Raw genomic sequence first — 13,640 nt, forward strand, 5'->3', positions numbered from 1 at the left:
GCGGCCAGAGAGAGAAGGAACAGGTACCATGACCATCAAGCTGCAAAAGCCTGACATCACAGAGCTGAAGCCGCGCATCACCGTGTTCGGCGTGGGCGGCGGCGGCGGCAATGCCGTCAACAACATGATCACCGCCGGTCTCCAGGGCGTCGACTTCGTCGTCGCCAACACGGATGCGCAGGCGCTGACGATGACGAAGGCCGAGCGCATCATCCAGCTCGGCGCCAACGTCACCGAAGGCCTCGGTGCAGGTTCGCAGCCGGAAGTCGGCCGCGCGGCCGCCGAAGAGTGCATCGACGAGATCATCGATCACCTGAACGGCACGCATATGTGCTTCGTCACCGCCGGCATGGGCGGCGGTACCGGCACGGGCGCAGCGCCCGTCGTCGCGCAGGCCGCCCGCAACAAGGGCATCCTGACGGTCGGCGTCGTCACCAAGCCGTTCCATTTCGAAGGCGGCCGCCGCATGCGTCTGGCCGAGATGGGCATCCAGGAACTGCAGAAGTCTGTCGACACGCTGATCGTCATTCCGAACCAGAACCTCTTCCGCATTGCCAACGACAAGACCACCTTCGCCGACGCCTTCGCGATGGCCGACCAGGTTCTCTATTCGGGCGTTGCCTGCATCACCGACCTGATGGTGAAGGAAGGTCTCATCAACCTCGACTTCGCCGACGTTCGCTCGGTCATGCGCGAAATGGGCCGCGCGATGATGGGTACCGGCGAGGCTTCCGGCTCCGGCCGCGCGCTGCAGGCCGCCGAGGCTGCAATCGCCAACCCGCTGCTCGACGAGACCTCGATGAAGGGCGCTCAGGGCCTGCTGATCTCGATCACCGGCGGTCGCGACCTCACGCTCTTCGAAGTCGATGAAGCCGCAACGCGCATCCGCGAGGAAGTCGATCCGGACGCCAACATCATCCTCGGCGCCACCTTCGACGAATCGCTCGAAGGCATCATCCGCGTCTCGGTCGTTGCGACCGGTATCGACCGGGCGATCAGCGAAGCCGCCGAGCGCAACTTCCAGCCGGTTGCCAAGCCTGCTATCCGTTCCTCCGCGGCTGTTGCTCCGGCAGCGGCCGCAGTTCAGCCTGCGCCGGTGATGCAGGCACCAAAGGCCATTGATCCGATCGCCCAGACCATCCGCGAAGCCGAGATGGAACGCGAGCTCGAAATCCCGGCCCCGCGTGCCGCCGCACCGCTTCAGCAGCCTGTTGCGCAGCAGGAAGTCTTCCGTCCGCAGAGCAAGATCTTCGCACCTGCTCCGGAGGCTCCGGCCATGCGTCCTCAGGTGCAGCAGCAGGCTCCGGCACCGGTGATGAGCCAGCCCATCCAGCAGCAACCGATCCAGCCGCAGCCGGTCCGGCAGGAGCCGGTCATCCGTCAGGCGGCTGAACCCGTCCGCATGCCGAAGGTGGAGGATTTCCCGCCGGTCGTTCAGGCCGAACTCGACCACCGCACGCAGGCTGCTTCCGCGCATGGCCAGGAAGAGCGCGGCCCAATGGGCCTGCTCAAGCGAATCACCAATTCGCTGGGGCGTCGCGACGACGATGCGGTTGCCGCCGACATGACCGCCGCACCGCCCGCCGCTTCGCAGCAGCGCCGTCCGCTGTCGCCGGAGGCAAGCCTCTACGCACCGCGCCGCGGCAATCTCGACGATCAGGGTCGTGCGGTTCCGCAGGCCCGTATGATGCAGGAAGACGACCAGCTGGAAATCCCGGCATTCCTGCGTCGCCAGTCGAACTGAGGCTGCGATTCGACACCGTTCATGCCCGGGATCCAGGTCCCGGGCATTTGCGTTTTTCAGCCCGGAATTGCTGAGCGATATCAATCGTGTGACTTCGTAACAAACCGAAAGAAACAGTGATTTGGATTGGAGCGCCGGCGCACGTAAGTATGGTGCAAGGAAACTGCCCTAGGAGACTCCTCAACGAGGCTCCTTCTGCAGAACGAATGAAAACCGCACCGTGGAACAGATCGCTGGAGCGGAAAAATAAAGGCAGATTTTATGGCAATTGGCTTGCTGGGTTTTCAAACGACGGTATCGCGTCCCGTGACGCTCTCGGGCATCGGGGTCCATTCGGGTGCCAATGTCTCGATCACGCTGAACCCGGCCGAATCGGACACCGGCGTCGTTTTCCAGCGCCTGCATGACAATGGCGACATCACCGAACTCAAGGCCGTCTCGTCGCAGGTCGGCAATACCGACCTCTGCACCGTGCTCGGCTTTTCGCCGGCGCATTCGGTCGCGACGATCGAACATGTCATGGCCGCCATCTATGCGCTCGGCCTCGACAATGTGGTGATCGAAGTGCAGGGCGCCGAAATGCCGATCATGGACGGCAGCTCGTTGCCTTTCGTCGAGGCGATCGAGCAGGCCGGTCTCGTCTCGCTCGGCGTCAAGCGCCGCTATATCCGGATCACCAAGCCGGTGCGAATCGAGCATGGCGGTTCCTGGAGCGAATTCCGTCCCTATGACGGCACGCGCTTCGAGGTCGAGATCGATTTCGACTGCCCGCTGATCGGCCGGCAGAAATGGGCCGGCGACATGAGCGCCGCGGTCTTCAAGACCGAGCTTTCCCGCGCCCGCACCTTCGGCTTCATGCGCGATGTCGAGCGGCTCTGGGCTTCGGGACATGCGCTCGGCTCGTCGCTCGAAAATTCCGTCGTCATTTCGGACGATAACACCGTCATCAACGTCGAAGGGCTGCGTTACGCCAAGGACGAGTTCGTCCGCCACAAGACGCTCGATGCCGTCGGCGACCTGTCGCTCGCCGGCGTCCAGTTCATCGGTTGCTACCGCTCCTACCGTGGCGGCCACAAGATGAATGCCAATGCATTGAAGGCGCTGCTCGCCGATCCCACCGCCTATGAAGTGGTCGAGACGTCGACGCCGCGCCAGCGCGTCGCTGCTCGGGAAATGATCGCCGTCAGCGCTTCGGAATTCGCTCCCTGGTCGGCATGACCTCCAGCATATTCTTAAGACCAGGCCGCCTCTTTCCCGGAGGCGGTTTTTTTATGTCGTCCCGAGTCTGCAGAGATTGGCATTTACGGCAGGTGCTTAGTTGCAACAGGTCGGAAAGAAGGTGAAAAGCCGGTCATTCCGGCCGCGGCTGCCACAAAAATGCGTTAATGCCTTATCATTGCGTTGCTCTCGATGCACATTTGTGGCTAGAAACGCCAGCGAGGCGTGGCTGCCGTGGAGCGAGCGGCGGCAGTGGGGTTCTTTCGAATGGCTTATGCAGGATCTGAAGGTATGATGAAGACAGCGCGCGCTTTGTTCGCATCGCTTCTGGTGCTCAGCGCAGGCGCCTCGATATCCGGCTGCCAGTCGGATCCCGACATCGACATCACCAAGCTCGGCCTCGAAACCGACCCGCCTGACGTGCTCTACACCCAGGGCCTTGCCAACATGAAGGCCGGCAACATGGCGGAAGCGGCGCGCAAGTTCGACGCCATCGACCGCGAGAACCCGTTCTCCGAATGGGCGCGCAAGGCGCTCGTGATGAGCACCTTCGTCAAATACCGCCAGGGCCGGCTCGACGATGCGCTGGCTTCGGGCAACCGTTACATGGCGCAATATCCGAAGTCCCAGGATGCCGCCTATGTGCAGTATCTCGTCGGTCTCACCTATTCCAAACAGATCGTCGACGTGACGCAGGACCAACGCGCCTCGGCCAAGACGATCGAAGCGATGCAGGCCGTCGTCGACAATTACCCGAACTCCGAATATGTCGACGACGCGCAGGCGAAGATCCGCTATGCGCGCGACCAACTGGCCGGCAAGGAAATGCAGATCGGCCGCTACTACATGGAGCGGAAGGAATATCTCGCCGCCATCTCGCGCTTCCGCATCGTCGTCGAGAAATATCCGAACACGAACCAGATCGAAGAGGCGCTCGCCCGTCTGGTCGAAGCCTATTACGCGATGGGCATCGTCGACGAGGCGCAGACCGCGGCAGCCGTTCTGGGTCACAATTACCCCGACAGCCAGTGGTACGCCGATTCCTACAAGCTGCTGCAGACCGGTGGCGCCGAGCCGCGTGAAAACAAGGGCTCGTGGATCGCTGCGGCAGGCAAGAAACTCCTGCTCGGTTCCTAAGTCCAATGCTGATCCAGCTTTCGATCCGCGATATCGTCCTGATCGAGCGGCTGGATCTTGCCTTCGAGACCGGCCTTTCCGTGCTGACGGGCGAGACCGGGGCGGGCAAATCCATCCTGCTCGACAGTCTTTCGCTGGCGCTCGGCGGGCGTGGCGACGGCGGCCTGGTGCGCCATGGCGAAGACAAGGGTCAGGTGACGGCGGTGTTCGACGTCGGCATGGATCATGGCGCCCGTGCACTACTGCGTGAAAACGGCATCGACGACGAGGGCGATCTGATCTTCCGCCGCCAGCAATCGGCGGACGGGCGCACCAAGGCCTATGTCAACGACCAGCCGGTCAGCGTGCAACTGATGCGCCAGGCCGGCCAGATGCTGGTCGAGATCCATGGCCAGCACGACGATCGCGCCCTGGTCGATACCAACGCCCATCGTACCCTTCTCGATGCCTTCGGCGGACTGACCGATGAAGTTGCAGAGGTCTCCCGGCTGTATCGTCTGTGGCGCGACAGCGAGCGGACGCTGAAGAAGCACCGCGAGAAGGTGGAAAGCGCGGCGCGCGAGGCCGACTATCTGCGCTCCTCCGTCGAAGAGCTCGAGAAACTCTCGCCGCAGGACGGTGAGGAGGACGAACTCGCCGAAAGCAGGCAGAAGATGATGAAGGCCGAGCGGATCGCCGGCGACATCGCCGAAGCCTCCGAGTTCCTGAACGGCAATGCCTCGCCGGTGCCCCATATCGCCTCGCTGGTACGCCGGCTGGAGCGCAAGAGCCATGAGGCGCCGGGACTGCTCGAAGACACCGTGACGTTGCTCGATGCCGCGCTCGATCAGCTTTCCAACGCCCAGATGGAAGTCGAGGCGGCGCTACGCAAGACCGAATATGATCCGCGCGAGCTGGAGCGGGTGGAGGAGCGGCTTTTCGCGCTCCGGGCCGCTTCGCGCAAATATTCCGTGCCGGTCACCGAGCTGCCGGCGCTGGCCGTCCGCATGATCGCCGATCTTGCCGATCTCGATGCGGGCGAAGAGAAGCTTGCGCGGCTGGAAGCCGAGGTCGGCCTGGCGCGGGAGAATTACGATACCGCGGCGCGCGCGCTCTCCGACAAGCGCCATCATGCCGGCACGGCGCTGGCCGCGGCCGTGATGGCCGAGCTGCCGGCACTGAAGCTCGAACGCGCCCGTTTCATGGTCGAGATCACCACCGATGAGCAGGAGGCGCTGGCCGAAGGCATCGACGTCGTCGAGTTCCACGTGCAGACCAATCCGGGCACGCGGCCAGGCTCGATCATGAAGGTCGCTTCCGGCGGTGAGCTGTCGCGTTTCCTGCTGGCGCTGAAGGTGGCGCTCGCCGATCGCGGATCGGCGCCGACGCTTGTCTTCGACGAAATCGATACCGGCGTCGGCGGTGCGGTCGCCGATGCGATCGGCCAGCGGCTGAAGCGGCTCTCCGATCGTGTCCAGGTGCTGTCGGTCACCCATGCGCCGCAGGTCGCGGCAAGGGCGGCAACGCATCTGTTGATCTCCAAGGGGCCGACGACCGACGGTTCGGAAAAGATCGCCACGCGCGTGGCGACGATGGCGCAGACGGACCGCACCGAGGAGATCGCCCGCATGCTGGCCGGCGCTTCGGTGACCGAAGAGGCGAGGGCGGCCGCCAAGCGGCTGCTTGCCGGCAACGGCTAATCGCCTAACCCGATTTAAGGCTGTGGCGTGACAAGCACCGCGCTTCGCGCTATGCGCATCTTCCCGATCCGACGTGATCCGTTGCCATGCGCCTTTTCCATTTCAGCGACGATCCTGATATCGCGGTGTTCGAGCCGCGCCCTGTTCTCATTCCCTCGGTTCGCCCGGTTGGCCGGGAATGGCTGAATGGCCCGCTCGTCTGGGCGATCGATGGCGATCATGACTTTATGTACCTCTTTCCGCGAGACTGTCCGCGTATCCTACTGTGGGGGACGCCGGATACGCCGGAGGCCGAACGGCGGCGCTGGCTCGGTGATTGGCGCGCCGTTGCCTTCGTCGAGCGTCATTGGCTGGAAAGGCTCGAGGCGGAGACGATCCACCGCTATGAAATGGCGTCCGACGGCTTCGAAGAGCTTAAGGATGCAGGCATGTGGGTGTCCAGCAGACGCGTCGTTCCCGTCAAGCGGACCGCCATGTCGCAGCTCGACCTGGAGTTTACGCCACGCAAGGTGGATCTCCGGGTGGTCGATAACCTGCGGCCGTTGAAGGACCTCTGGAACACCGGCCTGCATGTCAGCGGCATTCGCCTGCGCAATGCGCGAGACTGGGAATAGGCCGGTAAGATCCGCCGGGCCGGAGGCCATGACAAGCGTCCCAGCGGTATGAATTTGGCGCGAACGCTGACCCCAATCTCCCTCATCCCCGTGACGAGCACAGGGATGAGGGCGGAGAGGTGTGCGGCCCGGCGTGCAGCAATATCCGGCCTCTCTTTTCATCCGGAAATTTTGCTCTAAAAACAATGCAGATTTTCTGGCCAGATTCCCTGGAGTGAGGTTGTATGTCCATCGAAGGTTCCGCCGTCGACGCGTTGACGATCGAAGAGGCTGCCGCCGAGCTTGAGCGGCTGGCAAAGGAAATCGCGCATCACGATGCGCTCTATCACGGCAAGGACCGGCCGGAGATATCGGATGCCGATTACGACGCGCTGAAGCGCCGCAACGATGCGCTGGAGGCGCGGTTTCCCGAGCTGATCCGCGAGGACAGCCCGTCGCGGCATGTCGGTGCTGCGCCCTCGGTCACCTTCTCGCCGGTCGTTCATGCGCGGCCGATGCTGTCGCTCGACAACACGTTTTCGCAGGAGGACGTGCAGGATTTCGTCGCCGGCGTCTATCGCTTCCTCGGCCGCCTGCCGGACCAATCGATCGCCTTTACCGCGGAGCCGAAGATCGACGGTCTGTCGATGTCGATTCGCTATGAAAACGGCAGGCTGGTGACGGCCGCCACGCGCGGCGATGGCACGACCGGGGAGAACGTCACCGCCAATATCCGCACCATCGCCGAGATCCCCAACGAGCTGCCGAAGGGCGTTCCCGCCGTGGTGGAGATCCGCGGCGAGGTTTATATGGCCAAGAGCGACTTCCTGGCACTCAACCGGCAGATGGAGGCGGAGGGTAAGCAGACCTACGTCAATCCGCGCAATACGGCCGCCGGATCGCTGCGCCAGCTCGACGCCAAGGTGACGGCCAGCCGCAAGCTGAAGTTTTTTGCCTATGCCTGGGGCGAGATGGCGGAGATGCCCGCCGACACCCAGTTCGGCATGGTGCAGACCTTCAAGGACTGGGGCTTTCCCGTGAACCCGCTGATGAAGCGGCTGAATTCGGTCGCCGACATTCTGACCCATTATGACGAGATCGGCCTCGAGCGGCCGGACCTCGATTACGACATCGATGGCGTCGTCTATAAGGTCGACAGCCTCGAACTGCAGCAGCGCCTCGGCTTCCGCTCGCGTTCGCCGCGCTGGGCGACGGCGCACAAGTTTCCGGCCGAGCAGGCCTTCACCGAGGTCGAGAAGATCGAAATCCAGGTCGGCCGCACCGGCGCGCTGACGCCGGTGGCGCGGCTGAAGCCGATCACGGTCGGCGGTGTGGTCGTCACCAACGCGACGCTGCACAACGAGGATTACATCAAGGGCATCGGCAATAGCGGCGAGCGCATTCGGCCGGAGGAACACGACATCCGCGAGGGCGATACGGTCATCGTCCAGCGTGCCGGCGACGTCATTCCGCAGATTCTCGACGTGGTGATGGAAAAACGCGCCGCCGATGCCCGCTCATACGAGTTTCCGAAGGCCTGCCCGGTCTGCGGCTCGCATGCCGTGCGCGAGGTCAACGAGAAGACCGGCAAGATGGATTCGGTGCGCCGCTGCACCGGCGGCTTCATCTGCCGGGCGCAGGCGACGGAGCATCTGAAGCACTTCGTCTCGCGTAACGCCTTCGATATCGAGGGGCTTGGCTCCAAGCAGGTCGACTTCTTTTTTGAAAACGAGGATACGTCGCTGCAAATCCGTACGGCGCCCGAGATCTTCACGCTGGAGAAACGGCAGCAGGACTCGCTGACCAAGCTGGAGAACATCGACGGCTTCGGTAAAGTCAGTGTCGGCAAGCTCTATGCAGCGATCAACGAACGGCGCAGCATTGCGCTTCACCGCTTCATCTATGCGCTCGGCATCCGTCATGTCGGCGAGACCACGGCGAAGCTGCTGGCGCGCTCCTACGGCACCTACGAAGCCTTTGCGACGGCGATGAAGGAAGCAGCACCGCTTTCCGGCGACGCCTGGAACGATCTCAACGCCATCGAGGGTATCGGCGAGGTCGTGGCGCGCGCCATGGTCGAATTCTATAAGGAGCCGCGCAATGTCGAAGTGATCGGCCGCCTGCTCGACGAAGTGACGCCGCAGGAGGCTGAACAGCCGGTGACGGCCGGAAGCCCCGTCGCCGGCAAGACCGTGGTCTTCACCGGCTCGCTGGAGAAATTCACGCGCGACGAGGCGAAGGCGAGGGCCGAAAGCCTTGGCGCCAAGGTGGCGGGATCGGTTTCGAAGAAAACAGACATCGTTGTCGCCGGTCCCGGCGCCGGCTCCAAGCTCGACAAGGCGCGCGAACTCGGCGTGCAGACCATGGATGAGGACGAGTGGCTGGCGCTGATCAGCGGGTGAGAGGCTGACGGCGGGCCGTCAGCCTCGTTCGTTCAAGGTCTCAACCGCGCCATGGTATAGGCGTCGACATACGCTCCCGATCGAAAGCCGAAGGCCCTCAGCAGGCCTTCCCGCTCGAAGCCGAATTTCTCATAGAGGCCGATGGCGGCGTCGTTGTCGGTATAGACGGTCAGTTCCAGCCGCTTGACGTCAAGCCAGTCGTCGGCGGCCTCGACCATGGCGCCGAGCAGGATGCGTCCGAAACCGCGGCCGGTGAAATCGTCATGCACGCCCATGCCGACGCTGGCGACGTGCTGCCGGCGGCCGCCGAGGCGGTTGAGGCCGCAATTGCCGACGATCTTGCCGTTCAGCGTGACGACGAGATTGAGCGCGCCCGGCGAGGGATTTTCCATGCGCTTGCGAACCTCTTCGATCGTTTGGTACGGCGGCCTCAGCGTGCCGGCCCGGTAGCCCGGCAAATTCATGAGATCGGTTATTTCTTCCGCGTCGGAAAGGCGGACGGCGCGCACGACGACGCCATCCGGCAGGCGCGCTCGGTCGCGGGGCTCATTCTCTTCATTTTCGGACATTGGGTGCTCTCCTTGGGGTTCAGGAGGAGAGCCGGTTTCCGAAAACCCTGCTCGCCTCGGCAGGGTTTCGGGATGATCGGATCGCTGTTAACGCGCCATTGCTCCCGCATACCCTTCAAGGGTCGTGGTGTGATGGATAAGCGCTGCCATGGTCACGGAACCGATCATGGGTAGCAATTTTGGATATCTGTCGCGGAATGTCAACCAACGCGCGTGGGTAATTTGCACGGCCGCAAGCCGAGCGCTATTCCTGTCGTTGGTGAAACGATTCGGATGCGGCATTGAAGACGATCGCAATTGACTTCGAGACGGCCAACGAGCAGCGCGGCAGCGCCTGTTCCGTCGGCCTTGCCTGGATCGAGGAGGGCAGGGTGACGCGCGTCGAGGAGCGGCTGATCCGGCCGCGCGACATGCGCTTTTCCGGGATGAATATCGCGATCCACGGTATCCGGCCGGAAGATGTCGAGGACGCGCCGGAGTTTCCCGAGGTGATGGATGAGTTCCATGACGATTTCAGGGGCGCGACGATGATTGCGCATAATGCCGCCTTCGATTTCAGCGTCTGGCGGGCAAGCCTCGATCTCTACCGGCAATCCTATCCCGAATTGACCTATCTCTGCAGCCTGAAGATGGCGCAGCGGATCTGGCCGCACTTTCTTTCGCACCGGCTGAACCTGATCGCCGAGCATCTCGGCCTGCGCTTCATGCACCACAACGCCGCCGAGGATGCCGCGGTCTGCGCGGCGGCGGCGATCGAGATGGCGAAGGCGGTCAAGGCGAAAGCCGTCGAGGCGATCCCGGCCCTGATCGGCATGACGCCGGGGCGGCTGACGGCGCGCGGCTATGCCCCCTGCACCTGCCGAAAGGCCTGAGCCTTTCTTGCAAAGCATGGGTGCGCACTTATCTAGAATGCGGCAAATCAAGCGATGGAGCGCTTTTGGCACGGCCGTCGGACGCGCGGCGCTCCCAGGGAGCAGCCATGTCCAAGCCGCGTAATCTTTTCCTCGCCACCCTGTCTTTCCTCGCAGTCTCGGCGGGCGCTGCTCCGGCTGAAGTCGTCGGCAAGGTCGGGGTTGACTGGATCGGCAACGACATCATCGTCGAGGCAGTCTCCGATCCCGAGGTCAAGGGGGTTACCTGCCATGTCACCTATTTCGACCGCAGCCTGATCGACAGGTTCAAGAAAGGCAACTGGTTCGAAGATCCGTCCAACAATTCCATCGCCTGCCGGCAGACCGGACCGATCGAGGTCGGCAATATCGACCTGTCCAAAGATGGTAGCGAAGTGTTCCGCCAAGGCATGTCGCTGATCTGGAAGACGCTGGTCGTCAACCGCATCTATGACAAGGCGAACGACACGCTGATCTATCTCGCCCATTCCAGGGAGCTGACGGATGGCTCGGCGAAGATGTCGATTTCGACGATTCCGCTCTATGGGCAGAACGTGACCTGGAAGAATGGGAAGCCGCAATAAGGCGAGGGTAGCGTTCGATTTTGGGCAGGTCGTTGCCTCCTCCTCGCCCTCATTCCTGTGCCCGTCACAGGAATCCAGCGCGCCCAAGTCCTTGGGCGCAAGAGACTCTTTTATCTGCGGCAAGTGAGTCATTCACCGCGCGGACGCGCGGTGGCTGGATCTCTGTGACATCCCCGGGTCGGAGCCCAAGGACAGAGATGAGGCAGGAGAAGGTGTGCTGTGCCGCTCGCACAGATTGGCGGTAACCGGTCTTTTCAACGAAAAAGGCCCGGACGAGCCGGGCCTTCCAACGTCAGTGTGGAGAAATTTCAAGCCGCCTGATTCAGCTCGTCGGCGATGACGGTATCGAGGTTCAGGAAGCAGACCATGGTCTTCTCGAGTGCGACGATGCCGCGGCAGAAGGCGCGCTGGGCTTCCGGGATGATTTCCGGCGGCGGCTGCAGGTCTTCGCTCTTGATGGTCATCATGTCGGAAACCTGCTCGACCAGCAGACCGACCAGCTTGCCGGCGATATCGGTGACGATGATCGCCGAGCGCTCGGAAGGCTCGGTCATCTTCATGCCGAGGCGGCAGGCCATGTCGATGACCGGGATCACCGCGCCGCGCAGGTTGATGAGGCCCAGCACGTAAGGCGGAGTATGCGGCATCGGCGTCACCGGCGCCCAGCCGCGGATTTCGCGGATGGCCATGATGTCGATGCAGAATTCCTGATCACCCAGGTGGAACGAAACGATTTCGAGATAGGCGCCCGACTGCTTGATGGCGTTGTTGTTCATGGTCAGAATTCTTCCCAGTTGTCCCCGGCGGGAGAGGCGATGACTTTGGCGGCAGAGCCGCCGTTGAATGCGCCCGCGACCTTGCCGATCAGGCTGCGCGCGGGAGAAGGTCTCGAATGCGAGGCGGCGGTTGCCTCTCGCGGCGTTTGCCGGGCCGTCATGCCCTCGCCGGTCTTGAACTGCTTGATCAGTTGCGTCAGGTTTTCCGCGTCGACGGCGAGCGTGTGGCTTGCGGCGTTCGTCTCTTCCACCATGGCCGCGTTCTTCTGCGTGACCTGATCCATCTGACTGATCGATGTATTGATTTCGTTCAATCCGACCGATTGTTCGCGCGCAGAGGTTACGATTGATTTAACGTGTTCGTCGATGCGCAGAACATCTTCGCCGATCTGGCGAAGCGCTTCACCGGCGGCCGTCACCAGTTCGCCGCCGATCTTCACTTCCTCGCCGGATTTTCCGATCAAGGTCTTGATATCCTTGGCCGCACCCGCGGCACGGCCGGCGAGTTCGCGCACTTCCTGGGCAACGACGGCGAAGCCTTTGCCGGCCTCGCCGGCACGCGCCGCCTCGACGCCGGCGTTGAGCGCCAGCAGGTTCGTCTGGAAAGCGATTTCGTCGATGACGTTGATGATCTTGCCGATTTCGCGGGAGGCACCTTCTATCCGTTCCATCGCGGCCATCGCATCGCCGACGACGATGTCCGATTTCGCGGTATTCTCACGGGTATGCGAAACCATGTGGCCGACTTCCTCGGCGCGGTTGGTCGCATTGCGGACGGTGGCGGTGATCTGGTCGAGGGCGGCCGAGGTCTCTTCCAGCGAAGCGGCCTGCTGCTCGGTGCGCTTGGCGAGATCGTCGGCTGCGGCGCGCATCTGGCGGCTGTTGGCTTCGATCGAGCTGCTGTTGAGGGCAATATCGCCCATCGCCTTGCGCAGCGTCGCCGTCGTCTGGTTGAAGTCCAGGCGCAGACGCTCCAGCTCTTCGCGGAACGGCTGGTCGATCGTAACGGTCACGTCGCCGCCCGACAGGCGGGTGAGGCCGGCGCCGAGAGCGGCGACGGCGGCGTTCAAGGCCTCTGCGTCGGCAAGCTTGGCGGCTTCGCGGGCGCGGTGCTCGGCATCGCTGCGCTGCCGGTCGGTTTGGTTCTGGGCTTCAAGGTCACGCTTTTCGATGGCGGCGAGGCGGAAGCCGTCAGCGGCGCGAGCCATTTCGCCGATTTCGTCGCCGCGGGTCTTTTCCGGAACCTCGCTGGCAAGATCGCCGCTCATGATGCGCTGCATGCTTTCCCGAACGGCACCGATGCCGCGGCGGATCGAGCCGCCGTGGACATATTGCAGGATGCCCATGGTGAGGATAGCCAAGACACCGAGGCCGACCTGCAGGACGAGAGCCTCCCGCGACACGGCATTGGCGAGCTCGACATGCTGCTTGGCAAAAAGGGTTCCGTCCGCGGCGAGCTTGTCGAGCGTCTTGGTCAGCTCTTCGCCGGCGCCGTCGATCGCATCGTCGATCTTGTCGAACTCCGCGTCGGGCGCTCCCTGTTGAACCAGCGCGATCAGATCGACCTGTATTGCCTTGCCGATTGCGGCGACATCGGCGTCATAGCTCTTCAACAGGCCGTCGTCATGCATTTCATCTGCAAGAAGGCGCATTTCCTTCGAGCCGCTGGAAAGAGCGGTCAGTGAATCGCCGATCAGTTTGATGCGTGCAGGCTCGACGACCTTGCTGTCCTTGTCGACGATGATGTCCATAGCAGCCAAAACCATTGTCAGGTTTGCAAGCCGCATGTCGCCGAGATGATTGACGCTTGCCTGGATCTCTGTGGCGCGGTGCAAAGCCGTGTCGACCCGCGTGTTCTCATACCAGCCGACGCCGAGCATCGTTCCGAAACCGATGAATGCCGCGCCACCGAGCGTCCAGAGCCGCTGGCTGACCGACAGGCTCTTGCGCACTAATGAATTGGTCATGAAATACCCCTCACAAACCGCTCGGATTCGTGTTTCCCTCATTTCATGCGGAGGTCCGGGGTTTTTTCGCCGCTCGGCAGA

11 protein-coding genes are annotated in these 13,640 nt (G+C 62.8%); 8 read left to right on the forward strand and 3 right to left on the reverse strand.

Annotated elements, in window-relative coordinates; all coding sequences use genetic code 11:
* Positions 1–28: 28 nt before the first annotated feature.
* The 6 genes from ftsZ to ligA all read left to right on the forward strand — a co-directional run bounded on the left by ftsZ (position 29) and on the right by ligA (position 8,773).
* Positions 29–1,744: a cell division protein FtsZ gene (gene ftsZ, locus CO671_RS04835; RefSeq protein WP_097604918.1), complete on the forward strand. Its 1,716-nt coding sequence runs from the start codon at positions 29–31 to the stop codon at positions 1,742–1,744.
* Between the two features lie 261 nt (positions 1,745–2,005).
* A complete protein-coding gene (lpxC, locus tag CO671_RS04840) occupies positions 2,006–2,962 on the forward strand; it encodes a UDP-3-O-acyl-N-acetylglucosamine deacetylase (RefSeq protein WP_010030289.1) in 957 nt (318 codons plus the stop codon).
* 267 nt (positions 2,963–3,229) lie between these two features.
* Positions 3,230–4,099, forward strand: a complete 870-nt coding sequence (locus CO671_RS04845) for an outer membrane protein assembly factor BamD (protein ID WP_170964711.1) — start codon at positions 3,230–3,232, stop codon at positions 4,097–4,099.
* 5 nt (positions 4,100–4,104) lie between these two features.
* The gene (gene recN, locus CO671_RS04850) at positions 4,105–5,778 is read left to right on the forward strand and encodes a DNA repair protein RecN (RefSeq protein ID WP_097604921.1); all 1,674 of its coding nucleotides are present in this window, start codon (positions 4,105–4,107) and stop codon (positions 5,776–5,778) included.
* A gap of 86 nt (positions 5,779–5,864) precedes the next feature.
* Entirely contained in the window at positions 5,865–6,392 is a 528-nt protein-coding gene (locus CO671_RS04855; RefSeq protein ID WP_097604923.1) for a DUF6886 family protein, read from the forward strand.
* 224 nt (positions 6,393–6,616) lie between these two features.
* Positions 6,617–8,773 carry an NAD-dependent DNA ligase LigA gene (ligA, locus tag CO671_RS04860; RefSeq protein ID WP_097604926.1) on the forward strand — a complete coding sequence of 719 codons (2,157 nt, stop codon included), beginning with the start codon at positions 6,617–6,619 and terminating at the stop codon, positions 8,771–8,773.
* A gap of 32 nt (positions 8,774–8,805) precedes the next feature.
* On the opposite strand, the gene CO671_RS04865 is transcribed toward ligA, so the two are convergent.
* Entirely contained in the window at positions 8,806–9,342 is a 537-nt protein-coding gene (locus CO671_RS04865; RefSeq protein ID WP_097604929.1) for a GNAT family N-acetyltransferase, read from the reverse strand.
* Between the two features lie 281 nt (positions 9,343–9,623).
* Between CO671_RS04865 and CO671_RS04870 the strand changes: the two genes are divergently transcribed.
* Positions 9,624–10,214 (forward strand): 3'-5' exonuclease, encoded by a 591-nt coding sequence (locus tag CO671_RS04870; RefSeq protein WP_097604932.1) that lies wholly within the window; start codon positions 9,624–9,626, stop codon positions 10,212–10,214.
* Between the two features lie 107 nt (positions 10,215–10,321).
* Positions 10,322–10,816, forward strand: coding sequence for a CreA family protein (locus tag CO671_RS04875; RefSeq protein WP_097604935.1), 495 nt, complete (start codon positions 10,322–10,324; stop codon positions 10,814–10,816).
* 308 nt (positions 10,817–11,124) lie between these two features.
* Here the strand turns inward: CO671_RS04875 and CO671_RS04880 are convergent, their stop codons facing one another.
* On the reverse strand, positions 11,125–11,592 hold the full coding sequence (locus tag CO671_RS04880; RefSeq protein WP_004668786.1) for a chemotaxis protein CheW: 468 nt from the start codon (positions 11,590–11,592) through the stop codon (positions 11,125–11,127).
* A 2-nt stretch (positions 11,593–11,594) separates the two neighbouring features.
* A complete protein-coding gene (locus CO671_RS04885) occupies positions 11,595–13,559 on the reverse strand; it encodes a HAMP domain-containing methyl-accepting chemotaxis protein (RefSeq protein WP_097604937.1) in 1,965 nt (654 codons plus the stop codon).
* Between the last annotated feature and the right edge of the window lie 81 nt (positions 13,560–13,640).

The sequence above is a fragment of the Rhizobium sp. M10 genome, assembly GCF_002531955.1.
GTDB lineage: Bacteria > Pseudomonadota > Alphaproteobacteria > Rhizobiales > Rhizobiaceae > Rhizobium > Rhizobium etli_C.

Coding starts and splice junctions, on each gene's coding strand:
- ftsZ (WP_097604918.1), top strand. CDS start 29: ATGACCATCAAGCTGCAAAAGCCTGACATCACAGAGCTGAAGCCGCGC.
- lpxC (WP_010030289.1), top strand. CDS start 2,006: ATGGCAATTGGCTTGCTGGGTTTTCAAACGACGGTATCGCGTCCCGTG.
- CO671_RS04845 (WP_170964711.1), top strand. CDS start 3,230: ATGGCTTATGCAGGATCTGAAGGTATGATGAAGACAGCGCGCGCTTTG.
- recN (WP_097604921.1), top strand. CDS start 4,105: ATGCTGATCCAGCTTTCGATCCGCGATATCGTCCTGATCGAGCGGCTG.
- CO671_RS04855 (WP_097604923.1), top strand. CDS start 5,865: ATGCGCCTTTTCCATTTCAGCGACGATCCTGATATCGCGGTGTTCGAG.
- ligA (WP_097604926.1), top strand. CDS start 6,617: ATGTCCATCGAAGGTTCCGCCGTCGACGCGTTGACGATCGAAGAGGCT.
- CO671_RS04865 (WP_097604929.1), bottom strand. CDS start 9,342: ATGTCCGAAAATGAAGAGAATGAGCCCCGCGACCGAGCGCGCCTGCCG.
- CO671_RS04875 (WP_097604935.1), top strand. CDS start 10,322: ATGTCCAAGCCGCGTAATCTTTTCCTCGCCACCCTGTCTTTCCTCGCA.
- CO671_RS04880 (WP_004668786.1), bottom strand. CDS start 11,592: ATGAACAACAACGCCATCAAGCAGTCGGGCGCCTATCTCGAAATCGTT.
- CO671_RS04885 (WP_097604937.1), bottom strand. CDS start 13,559: ATGACCAATTCATTAGTGCGCAAGAGCCTGTCGGTCAGCCAGCGGCTC.